The sequence below is a fragment of the Streptomyces flaveolus genome, assembly GCF_044765825.1.
Lineage (GTDB): Bacteria > Actinomycetota > Actinomycetes > Streptomycetales > Streptomycetaceae > Streptomyces > Streptomyces flaveolus.
In genome coordinates, this window is record NZ_JBIWKU010000017.1 from 63220 (window position 1) to 88380 (window position 25161).

24 protein-coding genes are annotated in these 25161 nt (G+C 70.7%); 19 read left to right on the forward strand and 5 right to left on the reverse strand.

Going from position 1 to position 25161, the window contains the following annotated elements:
• Positions 1-26 precede the first annotated feature (26 nt).
• Positions 27-1226, forward strand: a complete 1200-nt coding sequence (gene mqnC, locus ACIRG6_RS35580; RefSeq protein ID WP_403325983.1) for a cyclic dehypoxanthinyl futalosine synthase — start codon at positions 27-29, stop codon at positions 1224-1226.
• A 7-nt stretch (positions 1227-1233) separates the two neighbouring features.
• Positions 1234-1833 (forward strand): hypothetical protein, encoded by a 600-nt coding sequence (locus ACIRG6_RS35585; RefSeq protein WP_350720974.1) that lies wholly within the window; start codon positions 1234-1236, stop codon positions 1831-1833.
• Positions 1834-1838: 5 nt separating this feature from the next.
• Here ACIRG6_RS35585 and ACIRG6_RS35590 read toward each other — a convergent pair whose 3' ends face one another.
• Positions 1839-2855 carry a chitinase gene (locus tag ACIRG6_RS35590; RefSeq protein WP_365022045.1) on the reverse strand — a complete coding sequence of 339 codons (1017 nt, stop codon included), beginning with the start codon at positions 2853-2855 and terminating at the stop codon, positions 1839-1841.
• Positions 2856-3038: 183 nt separating this feature from the next.
• Here ACIRG6_RS35590 and ACIRG6_RS35595 point away from each other — a divergent pair, with 183 nt between their 5' ends.
• From ACIRG6_RS35595 to ACIRG6_RS35610, 4 genes are read left to right on the forward strand one after another with little or no spacing between them, the layout of a single operon-like run.
• Positions 3039-3434, forward strand: coding sequence for a hypothetical protein (locus ACIRG6_RS35595; RefSeq protein WP_364681895.1), 396 nt, complete (start codon positions 3039-3041; stop codon positions 3432-3434).
• A 19-nt stretch (positions 3435-3453) separates the two neighbouring features.
• Positions 3454-5721: a bifunctional polysaccharide deacetylase/glycosyltransferase family 2 protein gene (locus ACIRG6_RS35600; RefSeq protein ID WP_403325986.1), complete on the forward strand. Its 2268-nt coding sequence runs from the start codon at positions 3454-3456 to the stop codon at positions 5719-5721.
• A complete protein-coding gene (locus ACIRG6_RS35605) occupies positions 5721-6854 on the forward strand; it encodes an acyltransferase family protein (protein ID WP_403325989.1) in 1134 nt (377 codons plus the stop codon). Before ACIRG6_RS35600 ends, ACIRG6_RS35605 begins: the two co-directional genes overlap by 1 nt.
• 23 nt (positions 6855-6877) lie before the next feature.
• Positions 6878-7573, forward strand: a complete 696-nt coding sequence (locus ACIRG6_RS35610; RefSeq protein ID WP_189233801.1) for a demethylmenaquinone methyltransferase — start codon at positions 6878-6880, stop codon at positions 7571-7573.
• 12 nt (positions 7574-7585) lie between these two features.
• Here ACIRG6_RS35610 and ACIRG6_RS35615 read toward each other — a convergent pair whose 3' ends face one another.
• Positions 7586-7930, reverse strand: coding sequence for a PASTA domain-containing protein (locus tag ACIRG6_RS35615; RefSeq protein WP_364681890.1), 345 nt, complete (start codon positions 7928-7930; stop codon positions 7586-7588).
• Positions 7931-8022: 92 nt separating this feature from the next.
• Entirely contained in the window at positions 8023-8529 is a 507-nt protein-coding gene (locus ACIRG6_RS35620) for a GNAT family N-acetyltransferase (RefSeq protein WP_350720986.1), read from the reverse strand.
• A gap of 100 nt (positions 8530-8629) precedes the next feature.
• On the opposite strand from ACIRG6_RS35620, the gene ACIRG6_RS35625 reads away from it, so the two are divergent.
• Positions 8630-9913, forward strand: coding sequence for a geranylgeranyl reductase family protein (locus ACIRG6_RS35625; protein WP_189233798.1), 1284 nt, complete (start codon positions 8630-8632; stop codon positions 9911-9913).
• On the opposite strand, the gene def is transcribed toward ACIRG6_RS35625, so the two are convergent.
• Positions 9914-10543 (reverse strand): peptide deformylase, encoded by a 630-nt coding sequence (def, locus tag ACIRG6_RS35630; RefSeq protein WP_239765378.1) that lies wholly within the window; start codon positions 10541-10543, stop codon positions 9914-9916.
• A 160-nt stretch (positions 10544-10703) separates the two neighbouring features.
• Entirely contained in the window at positions 10704-11546 is an 843-nt protein-coding gene (locus ACIRG6_RS35635; RefSeq protein WP_318213928.1) for a C40 family peptidase, read from the reverse strand.
• Positions 11547-12300: 754 nt separating this feature from the next.
• Here ACIRG6_RS35635 and ACIRG6_RS35640 point away from each other — a divergent pair.
• Genes ACIRG6_RS35640 through nuoL form a run of 12 tightly spaced genes read left to right on the forward strand, consistent with a single transcriptional unit; the run spans position 12301 to position 25157 of the window.
• On the forward strand, positions 12301-12660 hold the full coding sequence (locus ACIRG6_RS35640) for an NADH-quinone oxidoreductase subunit A (protein ID WP_003992243.1): 360 nt from the start codon (positions 12301-12303) through the stop codon (positions 12658-12660).
• A gap of 13 nt (positions 12661-12673) precedes the next feature.
• Entirely contained in the window at positions 12674-13228 is a 555-nt protein-coding gene (locus ACIRG6_RS35645) for a NuoB/complex I 20 kDa subunit family protein (protein WP_029381065.1), read from the forward strand.
• A complete protein-coding gene (locus tag ACIRG6_RS35650) occupies positions 13225-13980 on the forward strand; it encodes an NADH-quinone oxidoreductase subunit C (RefSeq protein WP_318213929.1) in 756 nt (251 codons plus the stop codon). The genes ACIRG6_RS35645 and ACIRG6_RS35650 overlap by 4 nt, the downstream gene beginning before the upstream one ends.
• Positions 13977-15308, forward strand: a complete 1332-nt coding sequence (locus tag ACIRG6_RS35655) for an NADH-quinone oxidoreductase subunit D (protein ID WP_351137148.1) — start codon at positions 13977-13979, stop codon at positions 15306-15308. Before ACIRG6_RS35650 ends, ACIRG6_RS35655 begins: the two co-directional genes overlap by 4 nt.
• Positions 15305-16177, forward strand: coding sequence for an NADH-quinone oxidoreductase subunit NuoE (gene nuoE, locus ACIRG6_RS35660; protein ID WP_239765382.1), 873 nt, complete (start codon positions 15305-15307; stop codon positions 16175-16177). Before ACIRG6_RS35655 ends, nuoE begins: the two co-directional genes overlap by 4 nt.
• Positions 16174-17523 (forward strand): NADH-quinone oxidoreductase subunit NuoF, encoded by a 1350-nt coding sequence (gene nuoF, locus ACIRG6_RS35665; RefSeq protein ID WP_239765383.1) that lies wholly within the window; start codon positions 16174-16176, stop codon positions 17521-17523. The genes nuoE and nuoF overlap by 4 nt, the downstream gene beginning before the upstream one ends.
• The gene (locus ACIRG6_RS35670; protein ID WP_364681886.1) at positions 17520-20024 is read left to right on the forward strand and encodes an NADH-quinone oxidoreductase subunit G; all 2505 of its coding nucleotides are present in this window, start codon (positions 17520-17522) and stop codon (positions 20022-20024) included. Before nuoF ends, ACIRG6_RS35670 begins: the two co-directional genes overlap by 4 nt.
• On the forward strand, positions 20021-21397 hold the full coding sequence (gene nuoH / locus ACIRG6_RS35675; protein ID WP_318213933.1) for an NADH-quinone oxidoreductase subunit NuoH: 1377 nt from the start codon (positions 20021-20023) through the stop codon (positions 21395-21397). The genes ACIRG6_RS35670 and nuoH overlap by 4 nt, the downstream gene beginning before the upstream one ends.
• Positions 21390-22031 (forward strand): NADH-quinone oxidoreductase subunit NuoI, encoded by a 642-nt coding sequence (gene nuoI, locus ACIRG6_RS35680; RefSeq protein WP_318213934.1) that lies wholly within the window; start codon positions 21390-21392, stop codon positions 22029-22031. The genes nuoH and nuoI overlap by 8 nt, the downstream gene beginning before the upstream one ends.
• Complete coding sequence (locus ACIRG6_RS35685) at positions 22028-22885, forward strand: NADH-quinone oxidoreductase subunit J (protein ID WP_189233789.1); 858 nt, start codon at positions 22028-22030, stop codon at positions 22883-22885. The genes nuoI and ACIRG6_RS35685 overlap by 4 nt, the downstream gene beginning before the upstream one ends.
• Positions 22882-23181, forward strand: coding sequence for an NADH-quinone oxidoreductase subunit NuoK (nuoK, locus tag ACIRG6_RS35690; protein WP_004927567.1), 300 nt, complete (start codon positions 22882-22884; stop codon positions 23179-23181). Before ACIRG6_RS35685 ends, nuoK begins: the two co-directional genes overlap by 4 nt.
• A gap of 11 nt (positions 23182-23192) precedes the next feature.
• Positions 23193-25157 carry an NADH-quinone oxidoreductase subunit L gene (nuoL, locus tag ACIRG6_RS35695; protein WP_403326001.1) on the forward strand — a complete coding sequence of 655 codons (1965 nt, stop codon included), beginning with the start codon at positions 23193-23195 and terminating at the stop codon, positions 25155-25157.
• Positions 25158-25161 lie beyond the last annotated feature (4 nt).

Sequence of the window (25161 nt, forward strand, 5' to 3'; positions counted from 1 at the left end):
TTACGAACCTTGCGAAAGGGACGCCGGTGACCGAGAAGGCCGACCTTCAGACCGTCCTCGACCGTGCCGCCGCCGGTGGGCGGATCACCCCCGAAGAGGCCCTCGCCCTCTACCGCGACGCCCCCCTGCACGCGCTGGGCGCCGCCGCCGACGCCGTCCGCAGGCGCCGGTACGCGGGCACCGAGCACATCGCGACGTACATCATCGAGCGCAACATCAACTACACGAACGTGTGCGTCACCGCGTGCAGGTTCTGCGCCTTCTACGCCGCGCCCAAGGACACCGCCAAGGGCTGGACCCGCGACCTCGACGACATCCTGCGCCGCTGCGCCGAGACCGTCGAGCTGGGCGGCACGCAGATCATGTTCCAGGGCGGCCACCACCCGGACTACGGCGTCGAGTACTACGAGAAGCACTTCGCCGCCATCAAGAAGGAGTTCCCCGAACTCGTCATCCACAGCCTGGGGGCGAGCGAGGTCGAGCACATGGCCCGGATCTCCGGGGTGTCGGTCGAGGAGGCCATCACCCGGATCCACGCGGCCGGGCTCGACTCCTTCGCCGGGGCCGGCGCCGAGCTGCTGCCCGAGCGCCCCCGCAAGGCGATCGCGCCGCTGAAGGAGTCCGGCGAGCGCTGGCTGGAGATCATGGAGATCGCGCACGGACTGGGCGTCGAGTCGACGTCCACCATGCTGATGGGCACCGGCGAGACCAACGCCGAGCGCATCGAGCACCTGCGCATGATCCGGGACGTGCAGGACCGCACCGGCGGCTTCCGCGCCTTCATCCCGTACACCTACCAGCCCGAGAACAACCACCTGAAGGGCCGCACGCAGGCCACGCTCTTCGAGTACCTGCGGATGATCGCCGTCGCCCGCGTCTTCCTCGACAACGTCGCCCACATCCAGGGCTCGTGGCTGACCACAGGCAAGGAGGTCGGCCAGCTCTCCCTGCACTACGGCGCCGACGACCTCGGCTCGATCATGCTGGAGGAGAACGTGGTGTCGTCGGCCGGCGCCAAGCACCGCTCCAACCGGCTGGAGATCATCGACCTGATCCGCAAGGCGGGCCGTGTCCCGGCGCAGCGTTCCACGACGTACGAGCACCTCGTCGTGCACGACGACCCGGCGAACGACCCCGTCGACGAGCGGGTGGTCTCCCACATCTCGTCCACGGCGATCGAGGGCGGCACGGCGCACCCCGAGCTGAAGCTGCTCGCTTCCAGCTGACGCCGCCGTGCTGACGCTTCACGTCGCCGAAGCCTCGCCCGAGGCGGCCGTCGTGGTCGACGGCGCGCATCTCGCCGCCGTAGGCCCGTACGAGGCACTGGCCGCCGACCACCCGCGGGCACGGGTGCGCCGCTGGCCCGGACTCCTGACGCCCGGACTGCTCAACCCTTACGGTCCGGAACTGCTGGAGCAGGCCTACCACCCCGACCCGCGCGAAGCGGACCGGCTCGGTACCGAGCCGGTCTTCGGGGAGCGCGGGCTCGCACTTCTCGCCGCCGACCCGTCCGCGCGGGGCGCCAGCGCGCGCCGCGGAGTACAGCGCATGCTGGCGCACGGAACGGTCGCCGTCGCCGGTGAGCTGCGGGGCCGCGCGGCCCTGGACGCGGTGCGGGGAGCGGGGCTCGCCCTGGCGGGGCGTCCGGCCACCCTGCCCGGGCCCGCGTCGTTCTCACCGGTGCCGCTCGTACTGCTCCCTGGGCTCGCTCCCGGGAAACCCGCGCGGTTCGCGGTGTTCGACGTGCCCGACCGGGCCGCGCTCGTGCGCGACGGCGCGTCCACCTGCGTGGCGACCGTCGTCGCGGGCCGGATCGTGTACCGGCGCCGCTGAGCGCGCTAGCCCGCGAACGCCTCCGCGAACGCGCCGCTCTCCTGCTCCACCCCGCTGCAGTCGGTCAGCGCGTCGTCCGCGGAGGCGTCGTCCCCGCACTGCTGGTCGCGGAACGTCGCCCACATCGACACCCAGGCGATGCCGTTCTCCTCGGCGAAGGAGCGGACCTCCGAGGCGTCCGCGAGCGTGAACGTCTCCCCGGCGACGTCGTTGACGCCCAGCATCGAGGTGAGCGCCATGCCCCGCCAGGCGTCCGCGTCCGACGTGCCGAAGACCTTCCTGAGCTGCGTGTGGGCGGCCTTCGCCGAGGTGAGGGCGTACTCGCCCATGTCGCCGCCGTACGACTCGCCGTAGTTCATGGTCATGAGGTTGACCGTGGAGACCTTCACGCCGTGGTCGTTGGCGGACGTCAGCAGCGCGAGGGAGTCGGCGTCCAGGCCCGAGGGCATCACCGGGAGGGTGAAGGAGACCTCCAGGTCGCTCCGCTCCTCCTGGAGCAGCGCGATCGCCTCCGAGCGCAGGGCGACCGAGTCGGCGTCGGCCAGTTCGTCGCCCTCGATGTCGAAGTCCGCCCGCGTGGCACCCGCCGCGTCCAGGGCCTCGCCGTACGCCGCCGCCAGCGCGGAGGCGCTGTCGCAGGTGGCCGCCAGTTCCTTGCCGGAGGCGCCGCCGAAGGAGACGCGGACGGCGGCGCCGGACTCCGTCAGCTTCGCGACGCGGGAGGCGACCGAGGCGTCACCGAGCTCCTGGACGCCGTTCCAGCGCGGATCGCAGTCGTCGCCGGAGGCGATCACGAACGCCAGGTTGTACGTCGCCGGGGAGCCCGCCGTGTCGTTGGCGGAGGCCGTGGTGGCGCTGACGTAGGGGGCGTAGGAGGTGCCCTGCGCGGCGGCGGCCGGTGCGGTGGAGCCGGACGGTGCGGCACCGGCCGCGTCGGTCGTGCCGTCCTGCCCGGAACAGCCGGCGGTGGCCAGGGCCAGCAACAGGGCGCACCCGGCCGCCGCCTTCCGGTAAGCCCTCATGTGCGCACGCTCCCGTTCTCGTCGTCGGACGAGTGAATGTCTCACGGGCGCCTGGGCCTTCCCTGAGAGAAGTGCGAGGTTTTCCGGCATCTGCCAGGGGACGGACAGGTTGCGTCGCGTTTCATCGTGAACTCACAACGAAGGCCCAGTTTGCGACAGGGAAGGCTCCCTAACGTCCGGGGAATGCATTCCGAGCCTGCCTTCGAAAGCCGCGCCGCCCTGGGCGAGGGCCCCGCGCGCGGTCGCCGCCGTCAACGCGGCAACGGGTCCGCCGAAGGGCCCGTGTTCGTCGACAACTCCGGACGCCGGGCCAGGCTGCTGCGCCGGCTGGGGCTCCTCGTCGGAGCCGTCTGCGTCGGCTACGCGGCCGTACTGGGCCTGGCCTTCATGGGCATCGGCACCCCGGTCAACCCGTCCTCGCTGCTGCCCTTCGGAAGCGGCCAGGACGGCCGGGCCCCGGACGGCGGTGCCCGCCCGCAGGACGGACTCGCTCCCACGGGAGCCCCGCCCGTCGGCGCCCCCGGCGGCCAGGCGCCCACCACCACCCCCACTTCCGGCGCCTCCGCCGCCACCGACTGACCGGGACGCCGCCACCGCCATGACCACGACCACACCCCCCTCCCCGTCCCCGTCCTCACGGGGCCGCCGACGCGCCCCCACCCGGATCGAGCGGGCCGCCGGCCGGGCCGCCGCCCTGCAACGACCGCGGGTGCTCCTCGCCCTGCTGCTCCTGCTCGCGCTGACCTGCGTGATGCTCCTCGACGGCTATCTGCGCGCGGAGGTCGGCGGCGACCAGCGCGTGCGCACCGGGGCGAGCGCGAGCGACGTACCGGACGACGTCCTCGACGGCGGGCCGATCCTCACCTTCCGCGGCGGACAGGCCACCACGGTCTCCGTCCCGGACAGGACGATCGCGCTGACCTTCGACGACGGCCCGGACCCGACCTGGACACCGCAGGTGCTGGAGATCCTCGAGAAGTACGACGTGCCCGGCACGTTCTTCCTGGTCGGCTCCATGGTCTCGCGCTACCCGGACATCGTGGAGGACATGGTCGAGCAGGGCAACGAGGTGGGTGTCCACACCTTCACCCACATCGACCTGTCCTACCAGAGCGACGCCCGCGTCACGCGCGAGATCGAGCAGACCCAGCTCGCCCTCGCGGGCGCCGCCGGCATCACCACCACGCTGTTCCGCGCGCCGTACTCCTCCCAGACCGACGCCATCGACAACTACAGCTGGCCCGTCTACGAGAAGCTCGGCGAGGACGGCTACACCAGCGTCTTCATCGACACCGACAGCGACGACTGGAAGCGGCCCGGCGTCTCGAAGATCGTCGACTGGGCCACGCCGGAGGACGACGAAGGCGCCTCCGTCCTCTTCCACGACGCGGGCGGCGAGCGGTCGCAGACGATCGAGGCGCTGCCGAAGTACATCGAGAAGATGAAGGCGAAGGGCTACACCTTCACCACCGTCAGCGGTGTCGTGGCCGAGCAACAGACCGAGCAACAGACCGGGCAGCAGCCCTCCGGAGGGCCCGCCGCCCAGGCGTCCGGCACCGGGGGCGGCGGCCTCCAGGCCGCCCACCACCGGGCCACCGGTACCACCCTGTACGAGGGCAAGGCGCTCATCGCGGCCGTCGCGGTCGCCGAGTGGACCGTGCCGGCGCTGTCGGTCGGGCTCATGGTCGTCGGCGTCGCCGTGATGGGCCGCTTCGGGATGATGCTGATCCTCGCCCGCCGCCACTACCGGAAGCGCAACAGACGCCGCTTCGGCTGGGGACCACCCGTCACCGGGCCCGTGAGCGTGATCGTCCCGGCGTACAACGAGAAGGAGTGCATAGCCAACACCCTCCAGTCGCTGGCACGCAGCACCCACCCGATCGAGATCGTCGTCGTGGACGACGGGTCGACGGACGGCACGGCCGAGATCGCCGAGTCCCTCGGCCTGCCCAACGTCCGGGTCGTCCGGCAGGCCAACGCCGGCAAGCCCGCCGCCCTCAACAACGGTGTCCGCCACGCCCGGTACGACATCGTCGTGATGATGGACGGCGACACCGTCTTCGAGCCGGACACCGTACGGCACCTCGTGCAGCCCTTCGCCGACCCCGGCGTCGGCGCGGTCGCGGGCAACGCCAAGGTCGGCAACCGGCGCACCCTCATCGGGGCCTGGCAGCACATCGAGTACGTGATGGGCTTCAACCTCGACCGGCGCATGTACGACCTGCTGCGCTGCATGCCGACCATCCCCGGCGCGATCGGTGCCTTCCGGCGGGACGCGGTGCTGGAGGTCGGCGGCATGAGCGAGGACACCCTCGCCGAGGACACCGACATCACCATCGCGCTGCACCGTGCCGGGTGGCGGGTCGTCTACCAGGAACACGCGCGGGCCTGGACCGAGGCGCCGGGCTCCCTCAAACAGCTCTGGTCGCAGCGCTACCGCTGGTCGTACGGCACGATGCAGGCCCTGTGGAAGCACCGCGGGTCGCTGACGGACCGGGGGCCCTCGGGGCGCTTCGGGCGGGTCGGCATGCCGCTGGTCGTGCTCTTCCAGGTCGTCACGCCGGTCTTCGCCCCGCTCATCGACGTCTTCACCGTCTACTCGATGGTCTTCATCGACTTCCGGGCGGCCCTCCTCGCATGGCTGGCGGTGCTGGGCGTGCAGCTCCTGTGCGCGGCCTACGCCTTCCGGCTCGACCGGGAGAAGTACCGGTACCTGCTGATGATGCCGCTCCAGCAGCTGGCGTACCGGCAGATGATGTACCTGGTCCTCATCCACTCCTGCGTCACCGCCCTCACCGGCGGCCGGCTGCGCTGGCAGAAACTCAAGCGGACGGGCGAGGTGGGAACACCGGCGGGGAACGGGTGATGGGCGCGCACAGCAAGGGGGCGGCGCGGCGCGCTCCGGCGGCGACCGGGGAGACGGGGGCCGGGGACGCCGTGCGCCGTGCCCCCGGGGGCCGTCCGGCGGGGGGCCGGGACCGCTACTTCGACACCCTGCGCGCCGTCGCCCTGGTCCGGGTCGTCGCGTACCACGCCTTCGGCTGGCCCTGGGCCGGGCTGGTCCTCCCCTCCATGGGCATCATGTTCGGCCTGGCCGGCACCCTCATGGCCAGGTCGCTGCGGCGCCCGGCCCCGGCGGTGATCCGCGGCCGGCTGCGGCGCCTGCTGCCGCCGTTCTGGTGCTGGGGCCTGTTCGTGACCGGCGCGATGCTGGTGCACGGCTGGATGCCGGGATGGCAGGTCGTCTACTGGATCGTGCCGCTCGGCGACCCGCCGGGCAACGCCTGGGGCGAGCAGGCCTGGGAGATCCTCTGGTACCTGCGGACCTACCTGTGGTTCGTCCTCCTCTCGCCGCTGCTGCTGCGGGTGTTCCGGGTGGCGCCCGTGCCCGTCCTGGTGCTGTCGCTCGTCCCCGCCGTCGTGCTCCGGTACGTCTGGCAGCCGCCGGACGACCGCTTCGGCAGCGCCCTCACCGACCTCGCCACGTTCCTCTTCTGCTGGCTGCTCGGCTTCGCGCACCACGAGGGGGTGCTGGGGCGGCTGAAACCGGCCGCCGTCGCCCTGCCCGCGCTCGCCGCGCTGGCGTACGGCGGGTGGTACGCGTTCGCGCATCAGGGCGAGTACGGCACCTACGACCTCGACGACATCCCGCTCGCGCAGGCCTTCTGGTCGGCGGGGTTCGTGACGCTGCTGATGTACACGAAGGCACGGCTCGGGGCCGACTTCGCCGCTCTGGCCCGTTTCCGGCGCCTGGACCGGCTGGTGACCGTCTTCAACGCCCGCGCGGTGACGATCTACCTCTGGCACGAACTCGCGCTCGTCCTCGCGGTGCCGCTGATCGACCGCTTCTGGGACGTACCGGCGTTCGAGGCGCATCTGCCGCTGGACAGCCAGTGGTTCCTGCTGGGCGTCGGCTGGGTCCTGATCGCGGTGTTCGTCGTCCTGTTCGGCTGGGTGGAGGATGTCGCCGCGCGGAAGAGGCCGAGGCTCGTGCCGTGACCCGGCCCTGCAACAATGGGCCCGTGACCCGCGCCTCCCTGAACAAGCAGCCGCACGAAGTCGCCTCGATGTTCGACCACGTCGCGGAACGGTACGACCTGACGAACACCGTGCTCTCGCTCGGCCAGGACCGGGCGTGGCGCAAGGAGGTCGCCAGAGCCGTCGACGCCCGGCCCGCGCAGAAGGTCCTCGACCTCGCCGCCGGCACGGCGACCTCGTCCCAGCCCTTCGCCCGTGCCGGTGCCTACGTCGTCCCCTGCGACTTCTCCCTGGGCATGCTCCAGGTGGGCAAGCAGCGGCACCCCTGGATGCCGTTCACCGCGGGCGACGCGACGCGGCTGCCGTTCCGGGACGACGTGTTCGACGCGGTCACCATCTCCTTCGGGCTGCGCAACGTGCAGGACACGGACGCGGCGCTGCGCGAGATGTACCGGGTGACGCGCCCCGGCGGCCGGGTCGTGATCTGCGAGTTCTCGCACCCGACCTGGGCGCCGTTCCGCACCGTGTACACCGAGTACCTGATGCGCGCCCTGCCGCCGGTGGCCCGCGCGGTGTCCTCCAACCCGGACGCCTACGTCTACCTCGCCGAGTCCATCCGCGCCTGGCCCGACCAGGCGGCGCTCGCGGAGCGGCTGCGGAAGGCCGGCTGGTCGAAGGTGGCGCACCGGAATCTGACGGGCGGCGTCGTGGCGCTGCACCGGGGCTTCAAGGAGAGCTGAGCGGCAGGCGCCTCAGGAGCGGCCGAGCAGCACGGGGCGGGGTGCCTCGCCCGGCTCGGTCAGCTCCCGCCGGAGCCCGCCGCGGGGCGGGCCGGGCACGCGCGGCTCGTGGATGCCCCCGCCGCCCTCGCCCTCCCCGAAGTCGAACCACACGTACACCCTCGACTCCCGCGGCACCCGGGCACCCGGCGGCGGATACTGGCGTACGACGTGGTCGACGACGGCGAGGCGGAGGTCGGGCCGGTCCGGCGAGGTGAGGGACAGGCCCTGTCCCCGCACCACCTCGTCCGCGTCCACGGCCATCAGGCCGACCAGGTGCGGCACGCACACGTCGGGTGTCTTCGATGTCAGGCGCACGGGCGTCACCCCCAGCGGTACGGGCACAGTAACTCCGCCGCGCACCGCCCGGAAGCGTCACGTCGCCGACTGCGACACTCCGCCCCCCGGTGTCACAGCTGGAGCCGGTAGCAGTGCCCCTGCTGCTCCGTCGCCGGGGTCGTGAAGACCTCGGCGAGCCGCATGCCCAGCCGCTCCGTGACCGCGATGGAACGCGCGTTGCGGGCGTTGACCATCGCCACCACCTCCGCGACGCCCGCCGAGCGCACCCGCTCCAGGGTCTGCCGGGCCGCCGCCGTGACGTACCCCTTGCCCCAGTGCTCCCGCCCGAGCCGCCAGCCGATCTCGATCTCGCCCTTGGGGCCCCAGTCGCCCGGCCACGGCTGCGCGCCGGTGAAGCCGATGACCCGCCCGGTCTCGTCCACCATGGTCCACAGGCAAAAGCCGTGCTCGGCGTCGTGCCGGCGCTGGCGGGCGGTGAGCTCCTCGTAGACGGACAGTTCCGCGGACCTGCCGCCGTGGAACTCCATGACGTCCGGGTCGTCGAAGACCCGGTGCCAGGCGACGGCGTCCTCGTCGGTGGGGACGCGCAGCCGTACGACAGGCAGAGCTCGGTTCACGGGGCAGCCCTTCAGCCGGGTGATCGGTGACGCTGAATAGACTGCCCATGTCCAGTGCCCGTCGGCACGCAGATTTTCGAAACTCTGGGGAGATCCCGCCGTGACCGAGCCCCTCTCCGACAACACCGCCGATGTGATCGTCGTGGGCGCGGGGCCAGCCGGCTCCACCACCGCGTACTACCTGGCCAAGGCCGGACTCGACGTCCTCCTGCTGGAGAAGACCGCGTTCCCGCGGGAGAAGGTCTGCGGCGACGGACTCACCCCGCGCGCGACCAAGCAGCTCGTGGCGATGGGCATCGACATCTCCGAGGAGGCCGGCTGGCTGCGCAACAAGGGCCTGCGCATCATCGGCGGCGGCTCGCGGCTCCAGCTGGACTGGCCGGATCTGGCCTCCTTCCCCGACTACGGACTCGTCCGCAAGCGCGACGACTTCGACGAGCAGCTCGCCCGGCAGGCGCAGAAGGCGGGCGCCCGCCTCTACGAGCGCTGCAACGTCGGCGCCCCGGTCGTCGACGACCGCACGGGCCGCATCACCGGCGTGCACGCGAAGCTGGGGGAGGAGAAGCGGGAGGTCACCTTCCACGCGCCGCTGGTCGTGGCCGCCGACGGCAACTCCACCCGGCTGTCCCTGGCGATGGGCCTGCACCGCCGCGAGGACCGCCCGATGGGCGTCGCGGTCCGCACGTACTTCACCTCGCCGCGCCACGACGACGACTACCTGGAGTCCTGGCTCGAGCTGTGGGACCGCCGCGGCGCCCAGGACCGCCTCCTGCCGGGCTACGGCTGGATCTTCGGCATGGGCGACGGCACGTCGAACGTCGGCCTGGGCGTGCTGAACACCTCCGCCTCCTTCAAGGAGCTGGACTGGCGGGAGGTGCTGAAGGCCTGGTGCGCGTCCATGCCGGAGGACTGGGGCTACACCCCGGACAACATGACCGGCCCGATCCGCGGCGCCGCCCTGCCCATGGCCTTCAACCGCCAGCCCCACTACACCAAGGGCCTGCTCCTGGTCGGCGACGCCGGCGGCCTGGTGAACCCCTTCAACGGCGAGGGCATCGCCTACGCCATGGAGTCCGGCCAGATCGCCGCCGACGTCATCGTCCAGGCACACGCGCGGGCCACGCCGGCCCAGCGGGAGATCGCCCTCCAGCGTTACCCGCGCGTCCTGAAGGACACCTACGGCGGCTACTACTCGCTGGGCCGCGCCTTCGTGAAGCTCATCGGCAACCCGAAGGTCATGCAGATCGCGACCCAGCGCGGCCTCACCCACCCGATCCTGATGAAGTTCACCCTGAAGATGCTCGCCAACCTGACGGACCCGACGGGCGGCGACGCGATGGACCGCATCATCAACGGACTGAGCAAGGTGGCCCCGAAGGCGTGATCAGGCCCCGGTGAAGGCCGCGGCGTTGGCGGCCCGGCGCGCGAACACCTCGTCGCGCCGGTCCGCCGACTGCCGCAGCGCCCGCTTCCGGTCGCGCGCGGAGAGCCGGTCCAGGTAGACGTGCCCGTTCACATGGTCGGTCTCGTGGGCGAGGCAGCGGGCGAAGTAGCCGGTGCCCTCGACGAGGAGCGGCTCGCCGTTCTTGTCCAGGCCCCGCACGACGGCCCGGTCGGGGCGCGGTACGGCCATGACGGCGCCCGGCACCGACAGGCAGCCCTCGCCCTCGTCGAGCAGCCGCCGGGCGGCCGGGTCGAGCGGTTCCAGGACCGGGTTGACGATGTGCCCGACATGTCGGACACCGTCGTCGTCGGGGCAGTCGTACACGAACAGGCGGAGACCGATTCCGACCTGATTGGCCGCCAGTCCGGCTCCCTCCGCCACGTACATCGTCCGGAACATGTCGTCGATGAGCGCGGCCAGGTCGGGCCCGAACTCGGTGACGTCCCGGCACGGCCGGTGCAGCACCTCTTCGCCGACCTCGGTGACGCGCCGGACCGACCCGCGCCGGGACTCCGGTGCGAGCGGCGGGTAGGAGGCGGTGTGCCGCCCCTGCACGAACACGCTGGGCATGCTGTTCTCTCCTTCGGTCTCGTGAACGGCCGGTGGGGGACCGGCCCGTCCCGAGCTTGCCAGGAGCGGCCCGCGTCCGTCGGGAGAGCGCGAAAGGCCGCAGCCCCCGAGCGGCTGCGGCCTTTCGTGTGGATGTGTCCGAGGTGTCCGGACGCGAGCGTCAGAGCACGCGCACCGCACCGCTCGGCGGGTCGTACGACAGGGGCTTCATCACGACGCCCGTCGACGAGTTCTGCGCGCCGACGAACATGCCGTCGCCGACGTAGACGCCCACGTGGTACGCGCTGCCCGCGCCACCCCAGTACAGGATGTCGCCCGGCTGCAGGTTGCTCAGCGACACCTGGGTGCCGGCGACCGACTGGTCCTGGGAGACGCGCGGCAGGTCGATGTTGACCTGCTTGAAGGCGGCCTGCACGAGGCCGGAGCAGTCCCACGAGTTGGGGCCGGTGCCGCCGGAGACGTAGGCGTCGCCGACCTGGGCCTGGACGAAGGAGACGACGGCGGCGGCCGAACCGGTGGCCGACGAGCTGACGCTGACCGAGGCCTCGCCGGACGAGGACGAGGACGACGACGAGCCGGTGTCCACGGAGGCGCTCAGGGTGGCGCGCTCGGCGGCCCGGGAAGCGCGCTCGGCGGCCTCCTTGCGGGCGGCCTCCTCGGCCTTCTTCTTGGCCTCCGCGGCCTTCTTCTTGGCCTCGGCGAGGTCCGCCTTGGCCTCCTTGGCCGCGGCGGCGGCGGCCGCGTCACGCTCGGCGCGCAGCTCGTAGTTCGCTGCGGCCTGCTGCGTGGCGTCCGCGGACTGGGCGACCTGGGCGGCCAGGTCGGCCGTCAGGGTGGGCAGTTCGAGGGTCTGCGTCACCGGCTCGGCCGCGTTCGCCGAACCCGACGCTCCGGCCACTGCCAGGGTGCTGAGGACGCCACCGGCAACTCCGGCCCGCATCGCGAGTGTCGACGCGCTGCGGCGGGGCTTCCGGTGGCTGCGTATGTGAGCGGTGTGGGACATGGGTACAACCGGTATCAGGAGCTCCTCCATACCTTCAAGAAACGTGGGCTGCGCCACAGTTGTTCAATGGGGCCCCCGAATCCCGGGCGTGTCGCCCTTTTTTGACGTCCTGGCGAACATTGCGACCCCTCCGTGACCCACCTGTGATCACGGGCTTTGATCGTTTCGCCCGAATTGCCCCGCGCTTACCACTGGTTGAGGCAGTTGGCCAAGCCCGGTTCTCAGACGCCTCTCATGAATGTGGTGGAGGTCACGGAACGGTTCCCCCGGCGGCCGCGTCCCCCGCGCGGATCGCCGTCCGCGACGCTCGTGAACGCGCGCACACGTCCACATCGGGCCCCGCCCTCCCTCCGAAGTGTGAACGAGAGCCACTATCAAGAGATCCGGTCCAGCACCAATTTGCATGCACGCGAACCATCTTGATATTGAGACGCCCGCCGCCCGCCCCCTCTGGCCAGCGGCGACGAGTGAAATTGTCACCTCTGGTGATCAGCTGAACGCTTCTTGTGTGAAGATCACCGCTCATCCGACTTCATGATCGTTCGTCAGGTGGTGGAGATCACAAAGCTTGTGCAATACCCCGTGTCGCAGATCACATAGCCGCGGGCATAAGATGCGAGGCAGTTGGGCTTGTGACCTGCTTCACATGTTCGCGATCTTCGCCGGGACCAGCGGGGCTCGTGGGACTGCCGGGGCGGTTGTGAGTCCAGGCCAACCGCCAGCAGTCAGTGCCGACTGAGAGGAGCGAGGAGCGGTGAACGCGTATGCGCCCATCCTCGTACTGGGAGCCCTCGGGGCAGGCTTCGCGATCTTTTCCGTGGTCATGGCCACGCTGATCGGCCCGAAGCGGTACAACCGGGCCAAGCTCGAGGCCTACGAGTGCGGCATCGAGCCGACCCCCACGCCGGCCGGCGGCGGGCGCTTCCCCATCAAGTACTACCTGACGGCGATGCTCTTCATCGTCTTCGACATCGAGATCGTCTTCCTCTACCCCTGGGCCGTCACCTTCGACGCCCTGGGGATCTTCGGGCTCGTGGAGATGCTGCTCTTCGTGCTCACCGTCTTCGTCGCGTACGCGTACGTATGGCGGCGCGGCGGCCTGGAATGGGACTGAGGGGCCTTTAGTCATGGGACTCGAAGAAAAGCTGCCGAGCGGCTTCCTGCTGACCACCGTCGAGCAAGCCGCGGGCTGGGTGCGCAAGTCGTCCGTCTTCCCCGCCACGTTCGGCCTCGCATGCTGCGCCATCGAGATGATGACCACCGGCGCCGGCCGCTACGACCTGGCGCGCTTCGGCATGGAGGTCTTCCGCGGTTCGCCGCGGCAGGCGGACCTGATGATCGTCGCGGGCCGGGTCAGCCAGAAGATGGCGCCGGTGCTGCGGCAGGTCTACGACCAGATGCCGAATCCCAAGTGGGTGATCTCCATGGGGGTCTGCGCCTCCTCGGGCGGCATGTTCAACAACTACGCGATCGTCCAGGGCGTCGACCACATCGTCCCGGTCGACATCTACCTCCCCGGCTGCCCGCCGCGGCCCGAGATGCTGATGGACGCCATCCTCAAGCTCCATCACAAGATCCAGAACTCCAAGCTCGGGGTGAACGCCGAGGAGGCGGCCCGCGAGGCGGAGGAGGCGGCGCTCAAGGCCCTGCCCACCATCGAGATGAAGGGGCTGCTGCGGTGAGTGACGCGAGCAACGCACCGGGTGACGCGAACGGGGTGAACCCCGAGAGGGACCTCTCCGCGGAGAACCTCCCGGGCCAGCGCGGCCAGGGCGGCGAGGAGATCCGGGTCCAACGCGGCATGTTCGGCGCCGACAACGGCGGCGACACCTCCGGCTACGGCGGGCTGGTCCGCTCCGTCCGGCTTCCCGGGCCGGCGAGCAGGCCCTACGGCGGCTGGTTCGACGAGGTCGCCGACGAACTCGAGGGCGCGCTGGAGGAGCAGGGGCTGCTGCCCGAGAACGCCATCGAGAAGACCGTCGTCGACCGCGACGAACTGACCTTCCACATCGAGCGCGAGCACCTGGTCCGCGTCGCGAAGACCCTGCGCGACGACCCCGCGCTGCGCTTCGAGCTCTGCACCGGCGTCAGCGGCGTGCACTACCCGAACGACAAGGGCCGCGAGCTGCACGCCGTCTACCACCTGCGCTCGATCACCCACAACCGGCTGATCCGGCTCGAGGTCAGCGCTCCCGACAGCGACCCGCACATCCCGTCGCTGTTCACCGTCTACCCGACGAACGACTGGCACGAGCGCGAGACGTACGACTTCTTCGGCATCGTCTTCGACGGTCACCCGGCCCTGACGCGGATCATGATGCCGGACGACTGGCAGGGCCACCCGCAGCGCAAGGACTACCCCCTCGGCGGCATCCCCGTCGAGTACAAGGGCGCCCAGATCCCGGCTCCGGACCAGCGGAGGTCGTACTCATGAGCACGCACACCCCGTCCTCCGCATCGGCACGCGAGACCACCGAGGGCACCGTCTACACGGTCACCGGCGGCGACTGGGACGAGGTCGTCCAGACCGCGGCCCGCGCCGACGACGAGCGCATCGTCGTCAACATGGGACCGCAGCACCCGTCCACCCACGGCGTGCTCCGCCTGATCCTGGAGATCGACGGCGAGACGGTCACCGAGGCCCGCTGCGGCATCGGCTACCTGCACACCGGCATCGAGAAGAACCTCGAGTACCGGACCTGGACGCAGGGCACGACGTTCGTGACGCGCATGGACTACCTGACGCCGTTCTTCAACGAGACGGCGTACTGCCTGGGCGTCGAGAAGCTCCTCGGCATCGAGGACCAGATCCCGGACCGGGCCTCGGTCATCCGGGTCCTGCTGATGGAGCTGAACCGGCTCTCCTCGCACCTGGTGTGCATCGCCACCGGCGGCATGGAGCTCGGCGCCACCACGATCATGATCTACGGCTTCCGCGATCGTGAACTGATTCTCGACCTCTACGAGCTGATCACCGGCCTGCGGATGAACCACGCGTACATCCGCCCCGGCGGACTCGCCCAGGACCTGCCGCCGGGCGCGGTGGACCAGATGCGCGAGTTCGTGAAGAAGATGAAGAAGAACCTCCCGGAGTACGACAAGCTCGCCACCGGGAACCCCATCTTCAAGGCCCGCATGCAGGACGTCGGCTACCTCGACCTGGCCGGCTGCATGGCCCTCGGCGCCACCGGCCCGATCCTGCGCTCCACCGGCCTGCCCCACGACCTGCGCAAGACCCAGCCGTACTGCGGCTACGAGACGTACGACTTCGACATCCCGACCGCCGACACCTGCGACTCCTACGGCCGCTTCCTGATCCGGCTGGAGGAGATGCGCCAGTCGCTGCGGATCATCGAGCAGTGCCTGGACCGGCTCCAGCCCGGCCCGGTCATGGTCGCCGACAAGAAGATCGCCTGGCCCGCCCAGCTCGCGCTCGGACCGGACGGACTGGGCAACTCGCTGGACCACATCAAGAAGATCATGGGCACCTCCATGGAGGCCCTGATCCACCACTTCAAGCTGGTCACCGAGGGCTTCCGCGTGCCGCCGGGCCAGACCTACACGGCGGTCGAGTCGCCCAAGGGCGAGCTCGGGGTGCACATCGTGTCCGACGGCGGCACCCGCCCCTACCGGGTCCACTTCCGCGACCCGTCCTTCACCAACCTGCAGGCCATGGCGGCGATGTGCGAGGGCGGCCAGGTCGCCGACGTCATCGTCGCGGTGGCGTCCATCGACCCCGTGATGGGAGGCGTCGACCGGTGACCACCTCTTCTTCGGACCGGGGCGTCAGCCTGGGCATGCCGGAACTGCCCGCGCCCGCGTACCCGGACGACGTCCGGGCCCGGCTGGAGGCCGACGCGCGCGAGGTCATCGCCCGCTACCCGGACTCCCGGTCCGCCCTCCTGCCGCTGCTGCACCTCGTGCAGTCGCAGGAGGGGCACGTCACCCGCACCGGCATGCGGTTCTGCGCGGACATGCTGGGCCTGACCACGGCCGAGGTCACGGCGGTCGCGACCTTCTACACCATGTACCGGCGCAGGCCGAGCGGCGACTACCAGGTCGGCGTCTGCACCAACACGCTGTGCGCGGTCATGGGCGGCGACGCGATCTTCGAGTCCCTCCAGGAGCACCTGGGCGTCGGCAACGGCGAGACCACCGACGACGGCAAGGTCACCCTGGAGCACATCGAGTGCAACGCGGCCTGCGACTTCGCCCCGGTCGTGATGGTCAACTGGGAGTTCTTCGACAACCAGACCCCGGCGAGCGTCCGGCGCCTCGTCGACGACCTGCGCGCGGGACGGCCGGTGACCCCCACGCGCGGTGCGCCGCTGTGCACCTTCAAGGAGACCGCCCGGATCCTGGCGGGCTTCCCCGACGAGCGGGACGGCGCCGTCGCCGCCGGCGGCAGCGCGGGGCCCGCCTCCCTGGCCGGGCTGAAGCTGGCGAAGGGCGAGGTGTCCGCCGCACGCGTGGTGCACCCGCGGGACGGCGGACCGCACGACGTGCCGCCGGACCGGGCCGTGCACGACCCGTCGCCGACGCAGCACCTCAGCTCGCACGACGCGCCGCAGGACACATCCGCATCAGACCCGTCCCACCCGGCCGGGCCCGCAGCCGAGGAGGGGGAGTGATGACCTTGGCAGCCGAGATCAAGGACCACAGCCCGGAGAAGCTGCTCGCACCCGTGCTGTCGGCCTTCTGGGACGAGGACGAGTCCTGGACCCTGGACGTCTACCGCAGGCACGAGGGGTACGAGGGGCTCCGCAAGGCGCTGGCGATGTCGCCGGACGACCTGATCGCGTACGTCAAGGACTCCGGTCTGCGCGGCCGCGGCGGCGCCGGATTCCCGACCGGGATGAAGTGGCAGTTCATTCCCCAGGGAGACGGCAAGCCTCACTATCTCGTCGTCAACGCCGACGAGTCGGAGCCGGGGACCTGCAAGGACATCCCGCTCCTCTTCGCCAACCCGCACAGCCTCATCGAGGGCATCGTCATCGCGTGCTACGCCATCAGGTCGTCGCACGCCTTCATCTACCTGCGCGGTGAGGTCGTTCCCGTGCTGCGGCGGCTGCACGAGGCCGTCCGCGAGGCCTACGCGGCGGGCTTCCTCGGCGAGAACATCCTGGGCAGCGGACTCGACCTGGAACTCACCGTGCACGCGGGCGCGGGCGCGTACATCTGCGGTGAGGAGACCGCACTGCTCGACTCGCTCGAAGGCCGCCGTGGCCAACCGCGGCTCCGTCCCCCCTTCCCCGCCGTCGCGGGCCTCTACGCGTGCCCCACCGTGGTGAACAACGTCGAGTCGATCGCGTCGGTTCCCGCCATCCTGCACAGGGGCAAGGACTGGTTCAGGTCCATGGGCAGCGAGAAGTCCCCGGGCTTCACGCTGTACTCGCTCAGCGGCCACGTCGCGAGCCCCGGCCAGTACGAGGCCCCGCTCGGCATCACCCTGCGCCAGCTCCTCGACATGAGCGGCGGGATGCGCCCCGGCCACCGGCTGAAGTTCTGGACGCCGGGCGGCTCCTCGACGCCGATGTTCACCGACGAGCACCTCGACGTGCCCCTCGACTACGAGGGAGTGGGCGCCGCCGGCTCCATGCTCGGCACCAAGGCGCTCCAGTGCTTCGACGAGACGACCTGCGTGGTGCGGGCCGTGACCCGCTGGACCGAGTTCTACGCCCACGAGTCCTGCGGCAAGTGCACGCCCTGCCGCGAAGGCACGTACTGGCTCGTGCAGTTGCTGCGCGACATCGAGGCCGGCAAGGGCTCGATGAGTGACCTCGACAAGCTGAACGACATCGCCGACAACATCAACGGCAAGTCCTTCTGTGCCCTCGGCGACGGTGCCGCCTCGCCGATCTTCTCCTCGCTGAAGTACTTCCGCGAGGAGTACGAGCAGCACATCACGGGCCGCGGCTGCCCCTTCGACCCGGCCAAGTCGACGGCCTGGGCCGACCGCACGGAGGTGAACGCATGACCGTGACCAGCAATGCTCCCTCGGGCGGAGGAGAAGCGGCCCTCCCGCCGGAGGACCTCGTCTCGCTGACGGTCGACGGCATCGAGATCAGCGTGCCCAAGGGCACCCTGGTGATCCGGGCCGCCGAGCAGCTCGGCATCGAGATCCCCCGGTTCTGCGACCACCCGCTCCTCGACCCGGCCGGCGCCTGCCGCCAGTGCATCGTCGAGGTCGAGGGCCAGCGCAAGCCCATGGCGTCCTGCACCATCACCTGCACCGACGGGATGGTGGTGAAGACCCACCTCACCTCGCCCGTCGCCGAGAAGGCCCAGCACGGGGTGATGGAGCTGCTGCTCATCAACCACCCGCTGGACTGCCCGGTCTGCGACAAGGGCGGCGAGTGCCCCCTGCAGAACCAGGCCATGTCGCACGGCCAGTCCGAGTCCCGCTTCGAGGGGAAGAAGCGGACCTACGAGAAGCCCGTGCCGATCTCGACGCAGGTGCTGCTCGACCGCGAGCGGTGCGTGCTGTGCGCCCGCTGCACCCGGTTCTCCAACCAGGTCGCGGGCGACCCGATGATCGAGCTGATCGAGCGGGGCGCGCTCCAGCAGGTCGGCACCGGCGAGGGCGACCCCTTCGAGTCGTACTTCTCCGGCAACACCATCCAGATCTGCCCGGTCGGCGCGCTCACCTCGGCGGCGTACCGGTTCCGCTCCCGCCCCTTCGACCTGATCTCCTCGCCGTCCGTGTGCGAGCACTGCTCCGGCGGCTGCGCGACCCGCACCGACCACCGGCGCGGCAAGGTCATGCGACGCCTCGCGGCCGACGACCCCGAGGTCAACGAGGAGTGGATCTGCGACAAGGGGCGGTTCGCCTTCCGGTACGCGCAGCAGCGCGACCGGCTGGAGACGCCCCTGGTGCGCAACGCGGAGGGCGACCTGGAACCCGCCTCCTGGCCGGAGGCCCTGCAGATCGCCGCGCAGGGACTGCTCGCCTCACGGGGCCGGACCGGTGTGCTGACCGGCGGCCGGCTCACCGTCGAGGACGCCTACGCGTACAGCAAGTTCGCGCGCGTGGCGCTCGACACCAACGACATCGACTTCCGCGCGCGCGTGCACAGCCCCGAGGAGGCCGACTTCCTGGCCGCCCGGATCGCCGGACGCGGCCGTGATCTCGACGGCACGGGCGTCACCTACACCGCGCTGGAGAAGGCGCCCGCCGTGCTGCTGGTCGGGTTCGAGGCCGAGGAGGAGGCCCCCGGCGTCTTCCTGCGGCTGCGCAAGGCCTGGCGCAAGCACGGGCTGAAGGTCTTCTCGCTGGCCACCCACGCCACACGGGGTCTGGAGAAGGCAGGCGGCACGCTGCTGCCCGCCGCTCCCGGCACCGAGACCGAGTGGCTGGACGCGCTCGCGAGCGGCGTCGGCCTGGAGGACGGCGGCGCTCAGGCCGCCGAGGCCCTGCGCGCCGAGGGTGCCGTGATCGTCGTCGGCGAGCGGCTGGCGTCCGTGGCCGGCGGCCTCACCTCCGCCGTACGGACCGCCACCGCGACCGGCGCCCGGCTGGCGTGGATCCCGCGCCGGGCCGGGGAGCGCGGCGCGATCGAGGCGGGCGCGCTGCCGTCGCTGCTGCCGGGCGGGCGCCCCGCGACCGACCCGCGCGCGCGTGAGGAGGTCGCCGCGGTCTGGGGCCTGGCCGACCTGCCGCACCGCTACGGCCGCGACACCGGCGAGATCGTCGAGGCCGCCGCGCGCGGTGAGCTCCAGGCGCTGCTGGTGGCGGGCGTGGAGGTCGCCGACCTGCCCGACCCGGCACGCGCGCGTGCGGCGCTCGCCGAGGCCGGTTTCGTGGTGTCGCTGGAGCTGCGGCCCAGCGAGGTCACCCGGCACGCCGACGTGGTCCTGCCCGTCGCCGCGGTCGCCGAGAAGGCCGGGACCTTCCTCAACTGGGAGGGCAGGGTGCGCTTCTTCGAGGCCGCCCTCAAGCCCGACCACATGACCCGCCGCCTCGCGCCCACCGACGGGCGCGTGCTCCAGATGCTCGCCGACGCCATGGACGTCCACCTGGGTCTGCCGGACCTGCGCACCACGCGCGCGGAGATCGACCGGCTCGGCGCCTGGGACGGGCCGACGGCCGGTGAACCGCTGCACACCGCCGGCGCGCTGCCCCGGCCGGCCGCCGGGGAGGCCGTGCTCGCCGGACACCGGCTGCTGCTCGACCAGGGCGTCCTCCAGCAGGGCGACGAGGCGCTCGCCGGCACCCGGCACGCCGCACGCGCGCGCCTGTCGGCCGCCACGGCCGCCGAGGCGGGCGTCAAGGACGGCGACCTCCTGGCCGTGACCGGCCCGCACGGAGCCGTCGAACTCCCGCTGGCGGTCACCGAGATGCCCGACCGGGTGGTCTGGCTCCCGCTGAACTCGGCCGGCCACGGCGTCGCCTCCGACGCCGGGGTGCTGCCCGGAACCCTCGTCCGCATCGGCCCGGCCACGCTCGCGGGCGAGGCCCCCAAGGAGGTGGAGGCATGAGCCCGTACCTCGCCGCTGAAGACCTCTCGATGTTCGGCACCGATCCCTGGTGGCTGGTCGTCGTCAAGGCGGTCTTCTGCTTCGCCTTCCTGATGGTGACCGTGCTCTTCTCCATCGTGTGGGAGCGCAAGGTCGTCGCCTGGATGCAGCTGCGCATCGGCCCCAACCGGCACGGCCCCTGGGGCATGCTCCAGTCGCTCGCCGACGGCATCAAGCTGATGCTCAAGGAAGACGTCATCGTCAAGCGCGCCGACAAGGCGGTGTACGTCCTGGCGCCGATCGTCGCGGCCATCCCGGCCTTCATGGCGATCGCGGTGATCCCCTTCGGGCCCGCCGGCAACGAGGTGTCGATCTTCGGTCACCGCACCGCCATGCAGCTCACCGACCTGCCGATCGCGATGCTGTTCATCCTCGCGGTCGCCTCGGTCGGCATCTACGGCATCGTGCTCGCCGGCTGGAGCTCCGGATCGACGTACCCGCTGCTCGGCGGGCTGCGGTCCTGCGCGCAGATGATCTCCTACGAGATCGCGATGGGCGCCGCGTTCGCCTCGGTGTTCCTCTACTCCGGTTCGATGTCCACCTCGGAGATCGTCGCCCAGCAGAACGACCGCTGGTACATCGTGCTGCTGCCGGTCTCCTTCATCCTCTACATCGTCACCATGGTCGGCGAGACCAACCGCGCCCCCTTCGACATGCCGGAGTCCGAGGGCGACCTGGTCGGCGGCTTCAACACCGAGTACTCGTCGATCAAGTTCGCGATGTTCATGCTCGCCGAGTACGTGAACATGGTGACGGTCTCGGCGGTCGCCACCACGCTGTTCCTCGGCGGCTGGCGGGCCCCGTGGCCCATCAGCACCTTCTGGGAGGGTGCCAACCACGGCTGGTGGCCGCTGCTCTGGTTCGTCGTCAAGGTCCAGCTGCTGCTGTTCTTCTTCATCTGGCTGCGCGGCACCCTCCCGCGCGTGCGCTACGACCAGCTGATGAAGCTCGGCTGGAAGGTCCTCATCCCGGTCTCGCTGGTCTGGCTGATGCTCGTCGCGACCGTGCGGGCCCTGAGGAACGAGAACTACGGCTTCACCGACATCGCCCTCTACATCGGCGGAGCCGTCCTGGTCCTGCTGCTGTTGTCCTTCGTCGCCGACATCTACCGCGACAAGGGCAAGGGCGCCGAGGAGCCCGTCGGGGAACCGGCCGGCTTCGACCCGATGGCCGGCGGATTCCCCGTACCGCCGATGCCCGGGCAGGAGCTGCCCCCGGTGCCGCGGCGCCGCCCGCGCCGGGACCGGGAGCTGATTGTCAGTGGCGGGCCCGATACTCAGAGTGACGGACCTCTGGGCGGATCTACGGATGGAAAGGAGGCGTCCGATGGCTGAGGAACCCAAGGAGACCGACCCCGGTTTCCTGAACCCCGTGGCCGGCTTCGGCGTGACCTTCAAGGCCATGTTCAAGAAGCGGCTCACCGAGCAGTACCCGGAGCAGCACAAGACCACCGCTCCGCGCTTCCACGGACGGCACCAGCTCAACCGCCATCCGGACGGCCTGGAGAAGTGCGTCGGCTGCGAACTGTGCGCCTGGGCGTGTCCCGCCGACGCGATCTACGTGGAGGGCGCGGACAACACGGACGAGGAGCGCTACTCGCCGGGCGAGCGGTACGGCCGCGTCTACCAGATCAACTACGCCCGCTGCATCCTGTGCGGCCTGTGCATCGAGGCGTGCCCCACGCGCGCGCTGACGATGACCAACGAGTTCGAGCTGGCCGACTCCAGCCGCGCCAACCTCATCTTCACCAAGGAGCAGCTGCTCGCCGGCCTGGAGGAGGGCATGGTCGACTCGCCCCACGCCATGTACCCGGGGACGGACGAGCAGGACTACTACCGGGGTCTGGTCACCGAGGCCGCGCCCGGCACCGAGCAGCAGGTCGCCCACTCCAAGGGGGAGGTCGTCCAGGAGGCCGACTCGACCTTCGGCGGGACCGAGCCGGCGTCCCAGGAGGTGATCCGCCGATGACCGCACAACTCGCCGCCGCAGCGACTCTCTCTGCCGGCACCTCCACCGGAGAGGCCGTCCAGTTCTGGATCCTCGGCACGGTCGCGGTGATCGGCGCCCTGTGCACCGTCTTCATGAAGAAGGCCGTGCACAGCGCGCTCTGCCTCGCCGGGACCATGATCGTGCTGGCGGTGTTCTACCTCGCCAACGGCGCCTACTTCCTCGGCATCGTGCAGATCGTCGTCTACACCGGCGCGGTCATGATGCTGTTCCTGTTCGTGGTGATGCTCGTCGGCGTCACCGCGGCGGACTCCCTGAAGGAGACCATCAAGGGCCAGCGCTGGCTGGCCCTGGCCAGCGGGCTCGGCTTCGGCATCCTGCTGATCGCCGGCATCGGCAACGCCTCCCTCAAGGAGTTCGACGGCCTCGCCCAGGCCAACGCGAACGGCAACGTGGAGGGCATCGCGTCCCTCGTCTTCACCAAGTACGTCTTCGCCTTCGAGATCACCGGCGCGCTGCTCATCACGGCGGCCGTCGGCGCCATGGTGCTCACCCACCGCGAGCGCACCGAGCGGGCCAAGACGCAGCGCGAGCTGTCCGAGGAGCGCGTCCGCGACGGCAAGTACCTGCCGCCGCTGCCCGCGCCCGGTGTCTACGCCCGGCACAACGCGGTCGACATCGCGGGCCTGCTGCCCGACGGCACCCCGTCCGAGCTCACCGTCAGCAAGACGCTGCGCGAGCGGGGCCAGGTACGCGACGTCTCGATGGAGGCGCTGAACGACCTCAAGGCCCTGGAGCAGCGTGCCGAGGAGCGTCTGGAGCGCAAGGCGGTCGGTCCGGCCACCTTCAAGCGGTCCGAGGAGGCGTCGAAGTGAACCCCGTCAACTACCTCTACCTCGCGGCCCTGTTGTTCACGATCGGTGCCACCGGTGTGCTGATCCGGCGCAACGCGATCGTGGTCTTCATGTGCGTCGAGCTGATGCTCAACGCCTGCAACCTCGCGTTCGTCGCCTTCTCGCGGATGCACGGCAACCTCGACGGCCAGATCATCGCCTTCTTCACGATGGTCGTCGCCGCCGCGGAGGTCGTGGTCGGGCTCGCGATCATCGTGTCCCTGTTCCGTTCCCGCCACTCGGCCTCGGTCGACGACGCCAGCCTGATGAAGCTGTAAGGGGCTGAAACGTGGAGAACCTGATTGCGCTGCTGGTGGCGGCGCCTCTGCTCGGAGCGGCGGTCCTGCTGTGCGGTGGCCGTCGGCTGGACGCCGTCGGCCACTGGATCGGCACGCTGCTGGCCGCCGCGTCCTTCGTGATCGGCGTCGTCCTCTTCGCCGACATGCTCGGCAGCGGCGCCGAGGACCGCACCCTGACGCAGCACCTGTTCAGCTGGATCCCGGTGGAGGGATTCCAGGCCGACGTCGCCTTCCGGCTCGACCAGCTGTCGATGACGTTCGTCCTGCTGATCACCGGCGTCGGCTCGCTGATCCACCTGTACTCGGTCGCGTACATGGAGCACGACGAGCGGCGCCGCCGCTTCTTCGGCTATCTGAACCTGTTCCTCGCGGCGATGCTGATCCTCGTCCTCGCCGACAACTACCTGCTGCTGTACGTCGGCTGGGAGGGCGTCGGTCTCGCCTCCTACCTGCTGATCGGCTTCTGGCAGCACAAGCCCAGCGCGGCCACGGCCGCGAAGAAGGCCTTCCTGGTCAACCGCGTCGGCGACATGGGCCTGTCGATCGCGATCATGCTGATGTTCCTCTGGTTCGGCACCTTCGCCTTCGGGCCGGTGCTCGGTTCGCTGGAGGAGCCCGGCCTCGCGGGACAGGCCGGCGAGGGCAAACTCACCGCGATCGCGCTGATGCTGCTGCTCGCCGCCTGCGGAAAGTCCGCCCAGGTGCCGCTGCAGTCCTGGCTCGGTGACGCGATGGAGGGCCCGACCCCGGTCTCCGCCCTCATCCACGCCGCGACCATGGTGACCGCGGGTGTGTACCTGATCGTCCGCTCGGCGGCCGTCTTCAACGGCGCTCCGGACGCCCAGCTGGTGGTCACGGTCGTCGGCGCGGTCACGCTGCTGTTCGGTGCGATCGTCGGTTGCGCGAAGGACGACATCAAGAAGGCGCTGGCCGGCTCGACCATGTCGCAGATCGGCTACATGGTGCTGGCCGCGGGCCTCGGCCCCATCGGCTACGTCTTCGCGATCATGCACCTGGTGACGCACGGCTTCTTCAAGGCCGGGCTGTTCCTCGGCGCCGGCTCCGTCATGCACGGCATGAACGACGAGGTCGACATGCGCCGCTACGGCGGCCTGCGGAAGTACATGCCGGTCACGTTCGTCACCTTCGGCCTCGGCTATCTCGCCATCATCGGCTTCCCGGGCCTGTCCGGCTTCTTCTCCAAGGACAAGATCATCGAGGCGGCGTTCGCCAAGGGCGGCACCGAGGGCTGGATCCTCGGCGCGTGCGCCCTGCTCGGCGCGGCCCTCACCGCGTACTACATGACGCGCGTGATGCTGATGACGTTCTTCGGCGAGGAGCGCTGGCGCAAGGCCCCGACGCCGTCCCCGGCCGAGCCCGACGTGGAGCCGGCCGCCGAGACACGCGGCGAGTACGAACCGCCGCACCCGCACGAGTCCCCGAAGATCATGACGATCCCGATGATCGTGCTGGCCGTCGGATCGGTGGCGGGCGGTGCCTTCTTCAGCATCGGCGACCGCTTCCTGCACTGGCTGGAGCCCATCACCGGGCACAGCCACGGGGACGCGCCGATCAGCGCCGGGGTGGTCACCGGGGCCACCGTGGCCTGCATGGTCATCGGCGTGGCGATCGCCTGGGCGCAGTACGGACGGCGTCCGGTCCCGGCCGTCGCCCCGCGCGGGTCGCTGCTCACCCGGGCCGCCCGGCGCGACCTGCTCCAGGACGACTTCAACCACGTCGTCCTGGTCCGCGGCGGCGAGCACCTCACGCGCTCGCTGGTCTACGTCGACCACACCCTGGTCGACGGGGTCGTCAACGGCACGGCGGCCTCGGTCGGCGGCCTGTCCGGGCGGATGCGCAAGCTGCAGAACGGCTTCGCGCGCTCGTACGCGGTCTCGATGTTCGGCGGTGCGGCGGTCCTCGTCGCCGCGACCCTGCTGATGAGGGCGGTCTGATACC

Bases quoted from the DNA above. Each gene is read 5' to 3' on its own strand.
- ACIRG6_RS35590 (WP_365022045.1), bottom strand. From the start codon at position 2,855: ATGAGGGCTTACCGGAAGGCGGCGGCCGGGTGCGCCCTGTTGCTGGCC.
- ACIRG6_RS35595 (WP_364681895.1), top strand. From the start codon at position 3,039: ATGCATTCCGAGCCTGCCTTCGAAAGCCGCGCCGCCCTGGGCGAGGGC.
- ACIRG6_RS35600 (WP_403325986.1), top strand. From the start codon at position 3,454: ATGACCACGACCACACCCCCCTCCCCGTCCCCGTCCTCACGGGGCCGC.
- ACIRG6_RS35605 (WP_403325989.1), top strand. From the start codon at position 5,721: ATGGGCGCGCACAGCAAGGGGGCGGCGCGGCGCGCTCCGGCGGCGACC.
- def (WP_239765378.1), bottom strand. From the start codon at position 10,543: ATGCCCAGCGTGTTCGTGCAGGGGCGGCACACCGCCTCCTACCCGCCG.
- ACIRG6_RS35635 (WP_318213928.1), bottom strand. From the start codon at position 11,546: ATGTCCCACACCGCTCACATACGCAGCCACCGGAAGCCCCGCCGCAGC.
- ACIRG6_RS35645 (WP_029381065.1), top strand. From the start codon at position 12,674: ATGGGACTCGAAGAAAAGCTGCCGAGCGGCTTCCTGCTGACCACCGTC.
- ACIRG6_RS35655 (WP_351137148.1), top strand. From the start codon at position 13,977: ATGAGCACGCACACCCCGTCCTCCGCATCGGCACGCGAGACCACCGAG.
- ACIRG6_RS35670 (WP_364681886.1), top strand. From the start codon at position 17,520: ATGACCGTGACCAGCAATGCTCCCTCGGGCGGAGGAGAAGCGGCCCTC.
- nuoH (WP_318213933.1), top strand. From the start codon at position 20,021: ATGAGCCCGTACCTCGCCGCTGAAGACCTCTCGATGTTCGGCACCGAT.
- nuoI (WP_318213934.1), top strand. From the start codon at position 21,390: ATGGCTGAGGAACCCAAGGAGACCGACCCCGGTTTCCTGAACCCCGTG.
- ACIRG6_RS35685 (WP_189233789.1), top strand. From the start codon at position 22,028: ATGACCGCACAACTCGCCGCCGCAGCGACTCTCTCTGCCGGCACCTCC.